This is a genomic window from Henriciella sp., from assembly GCF_049649345.1.
Lineage (GTDB): Bacteria > Pseudomonadota > Alphaproteobacteria > Caulobacterales > Hyphomonadaceae > Henriciella.
The window spans coordinates 1-3,835 of sequence record NZ_JBARZC010000201.1; the positions used below are offsets into that span (position 1 = coordinate 1).

At 62.1% G+C, this 3,835-nt stretch carries 2 protein-coding genes; one reads left to right on the forward strand and one right to left on the reverse strand.

Features of this window, described 5'->3' with window-relative positions; all coding sequences use genetic code 11:
• Positions 1-192: 192 nt before the first annotated feature.
• Positions 193-3,420 carry an intermembrane phospholipid transport protein YdbH family protein gene (locus WA989_RS04995; RefSeq protein WP_424339407.1) on the reverse strand — a complete coding sequence of 1,076 codons (3,228 nt, stop codon included), beginning with the start codon at positions 3,418-3,420 and terminating at the stop codon, positions 193-195.
• 182 nt (positions 3,421-3,602) lie between these two features.
• On the opposite strand from WA989_RS04995, the gene WA989_RS05000 reads away from it, so the two are divergent.
• Positions 3,603-3,835, forward strand: a 233-nt coding sequence (locus WA989_RS05000; RefSeq protein ID WP_424339408.1) for a hypothetical protein, incomplete at its 3' end; no start/stop codon positions are given.

A 3,835-nucleotide genomic window follows, 5' to 3' on the forward strand; every position in this document is an offset into this window, starting at 1 on the left:
GATCAATCTTCACATTGAGATTGATTGTGATGGGTTCGGTCGGCGCCTGCAACTTTACAGTCGGTGAGCAGGCAGCGAGAGAGGCTGCAAGCGCAGCGGATATCAGTACGGGTCGGGTCACATTCAGATCCTTCATAACAATACCAGTGTGGCGCATTCCGCCTGAACGTCAATTGAATAGACGTGTAGCTGTCATTCAGATGGCGCCTCTGCGGCGGCCGCCTCGGCGCGGGCTTTGGCCGACTGGGCCGTCACGTCTGCGAGCCAGTCGCTGGTGGTCAGGCTGCGGCCGGTACGGATCAGCTGCATCAGCTTGGAATCAATGCCGATATTGAAGGCAAAGGGAGCGCCGTCCAGCACTTCCGGCGACTTGCCGACAAGGCGCAGCGTGATCAGCATGTCACCGCTGAGATTGCCGTCCGCGCCAAGTTCCAGCACCGAGAAGCGGAAATCCTTCAAGGCTTCGAAGGCAAGGCTGACCCGTTCATCGGCTTCAGCGGCCGCGTCTGCCACTTCGCCGGTATAGGCGAGCGTTCCGCCTTCGCTGTCGGCCGTCAGGCTTGCATTGCGGATATAGGCATTCGGGCCGACAATCTCGACCGGGAACGCGCCTGAGACCGTGCCATTGGCCTTGATGTCGGGCAGGCTGAAGGCCTTGACGATGTCTGTCAGTTCAAGCGCCTGAGCACTAATTTCGATAACATCGCGCGTGCCGGCAACCGACCAGGTCGATCCGCCCGTATAAAGCTCGCCGCCTGCAAACGGCCAGCGCGCATCCTCGATGGTCGCTTCGGTCCCATTGGTCAGTTGGAACCGGATCACGCCATCGTTAAGTTCAATGCCGGGATTGATCTCGCCAAGGCGGATTTCCTGGCCGGGGCCGGTTGTCAGCGTCATGATGTCGGTAAAGTCGATCCGGCCATTGACGTCGTTGACCGCGCCGAGCCGCAGCGTGTCGAACCCGAAATTCTCCACAGCCACCCAGCCCGTTCCGCTCGTCTTGCCTGAGGCGATATCGAAATTGGCGCCGCCGCGCAGCGTGCCGCGGGCGTTCGACAAAAAGCCGCGCACACGCTCGCTGAGCGCGGTCGGCTGGAAACGCCGGGGCTCGAAGGTCAGATCCGGGGTCGAGACAGAGGCCGTGCCATCGAGGCTCAACAGGTCGAGGTTGAGCGTGATATCGGCGATCTTGCGGCCTGCGGCACGGGTCGTGACCGGCCCGGTGAGTAGCATGACACCTTCCTGGAATTCGGCCGACAGGTCGCCGATCAGCGGCACGTAGAGGGGATCGTCGCCCCGGTCGCGGACAGTGACCTGTTTGGCTTCGGCCACGCCCCGAAGGCCTGAAGCTGGCAGGGTGGCATCCAGGCTTAGGCTGTCGAGGGCGATCTCGGCAGGCACGAGCGTGCCGTCGAATTCAGTCACCCCCGTCGAGGCCCTGAGCGAAACAGGGCTTGTCGTCTGCAGATGGATTTCCGGGTCAGTCGATGTCAGGCTCAATGTCTTTTCGCCGATCGACATTGGCAAAGACATGCGGCTGCCTTTCAGGTCGATGCGGGCGGTCTTCGTGGCCGACCAGTCGAGCACGGCATTGTCGAGCGATAGCGTGCCGGAGGCGTTCTCGCTTCTGAACGGGACGTCGGCCGCGCCAAGGTCGATCGTGCCGGCCGAGCCGCCTGAAATCGGGCGGACGACACGGCCATCGCGCGGGCAGAGCTGCAGGCTGACCGGATCGACCGCATAACCGCCGGTGGCGATGCCTTCGCTGTCGAGGCCGAGACAGTTTGTGTTGTAGGTCTGTACACGCAGGCTCGCCCCGCCGGCTGCATCGATGCCGCCGAACAGGCGTGTATCAGCGAGCTGGAGCCCGTAAAGGCTGCCATCGAAGGCGATCTCGCCGACGGTTTTCAGGCGTGGAATTCCATCGCTGCGCTGTAGCAGCAGCTCGTTGAGTTCGGCGCTCAGCGTCAGCCCGCCTGCCGTCCAGGGCGCGATCTCCACCCCGCCGGTTTCCACGCTCAGAGAGGTATCGTCGATCCTGGCGCGCTTCAGGTCGATGCTGGTCTCTGGCAGGCCCGGTCCGTCGAGCGTCAGCAGGCCTTCAAGTTCGACCGCTTCGTCAGCGATGTTGAGCGCCGGCCGGCCCGCCGCGGGCACCAGGGACAAGGCCGTCCCGTTGGCGCTCTCCACCGAGAGCGCGCGTGTCGAGACGAGCGACCAGTAGCCGCCTTCGCTCAGCTTGCCGCTGAACCCGGTTCCGCCCTGCATGCCCTCAAGGGCCGCCGACAGGCCTGCGCGCAGCGAGGATGAATGCCTTTCGAATGGCCCGCCAATATTGAGATTTGTAAGGATTTGAGTGCGATAGGGCTCTGGAACACTGAGAGCTTCAAAGCTGAGATCGCCCTCTGTCTCTCCGGCAGAAAGATCGCGCTCAAGCGAGGCCTGGCCGCTCAGCGTGGCACTTTCGGCCGTAACGTCCGGGCGCGCCACATCGCGTACGACGAGACCGTAGGAGGCATCCAGTTCGCCCGACTTTGTGCGCTGGACATCGAGTGTGAGTTCGCTCTCGCCCGCTGAGCTCTCTTTCCATACGGCCGTCTGCGCGCTCGCTTCGATGGTGGCAGACCCGATTGTGTCAATCCAGGACGCCTCATCGTCAGTATTGCCCCTCAGCGAGACCGAGCCTTCGATTTCGGCGGCCTCGACCGACAGGCCCGGGCGGCTGAACGTGTCGGCCTTTGCCGTCCAGTTCAGAACCGGGCGCAGGCCTTCTGCCATGGCGGCGCTGATCTTGATGTTTGTGGCAGAGAGGTCGTCGAACTCTGCCTGCTCAAGATCGAATTCGGCATCGCCGTCGAGCTTGATCCCGATCAGCGAGACATTGATGTGTCCCTCGCGGATGACGAGACGGTTGCCCTCGCTTTCAAGCTCGACCGGCTCGATCTCAGCCTCGAAATCGAGGAGCATCGGCATCTGGCCCCTGGCGCGGCCCAGGATGACAAGCGGGCCGGCCGGCGTGTCGAGTTCTACGCGCGCGTCCTGGACCTCGAATTCGGGCGAGGGGCCTGTGCTTTCGCCGCCCCCGAGCTGCTCAAGCCCGCCAAAGGAGGTCGATCCATCCTCCCCTCCATAGCGCCCGCGCAGGACAGGGGAGGTGACGCGGATCGATTTGACCTGCGGCGGCTGGAAAAGACCCGGCCAGACAAGATCTAGCTGCGCCTCGCGGGCTTCCAGCGGCGTCTCACCGGCTTGCGTCCGGATTGAAAGGTCGCTGACAGCCGCGCCGGAAAGGCCGAGTTCGGTGATGTCGGCCTCGCAAGTGAGTGATTGCGAGGTGCACCATTTCTGGACTGCATAATCTGCGATCTGGATGCGCAGCAGCCAGGCGGCGAGCAGCCCGCCGATCAGGAGCAACAGCACCAGTCCCAGCCAGAATGGCCATTTCCGCCAATTTAGCAGGGTGCTGCGCATACCCAAACCTGCCTGAAAGTTAACATAATTTGCTGCATAATCATGCAGAAGCCATCTTGCATACGGCCATGTGTAAAAATTAAGTCATTTCTGGGCCGGTTTTATTAAGTCGTTCGTCTGAGAGTGGGCGAATGGCATTCAACCTGCAGGGGCAAAAACTTGAAGTCTTCCATCGTGTTTGTCACGCTGATGGTGAAGGAGGCCCACTTTTGAGTATCCAGCTATCTCGCAGTAAAGCCAGCCTGGCCCTTTTGGGGGTCTCTGCCGCTGCCGTAAGTTTGTCGACATTCTACGTCATCGGTCAGGCAAAAAAGGCCGAAGCGCAGCCGCGCCCGCCTGTCAGCCTGGCTGTGCCGCTCGCCGC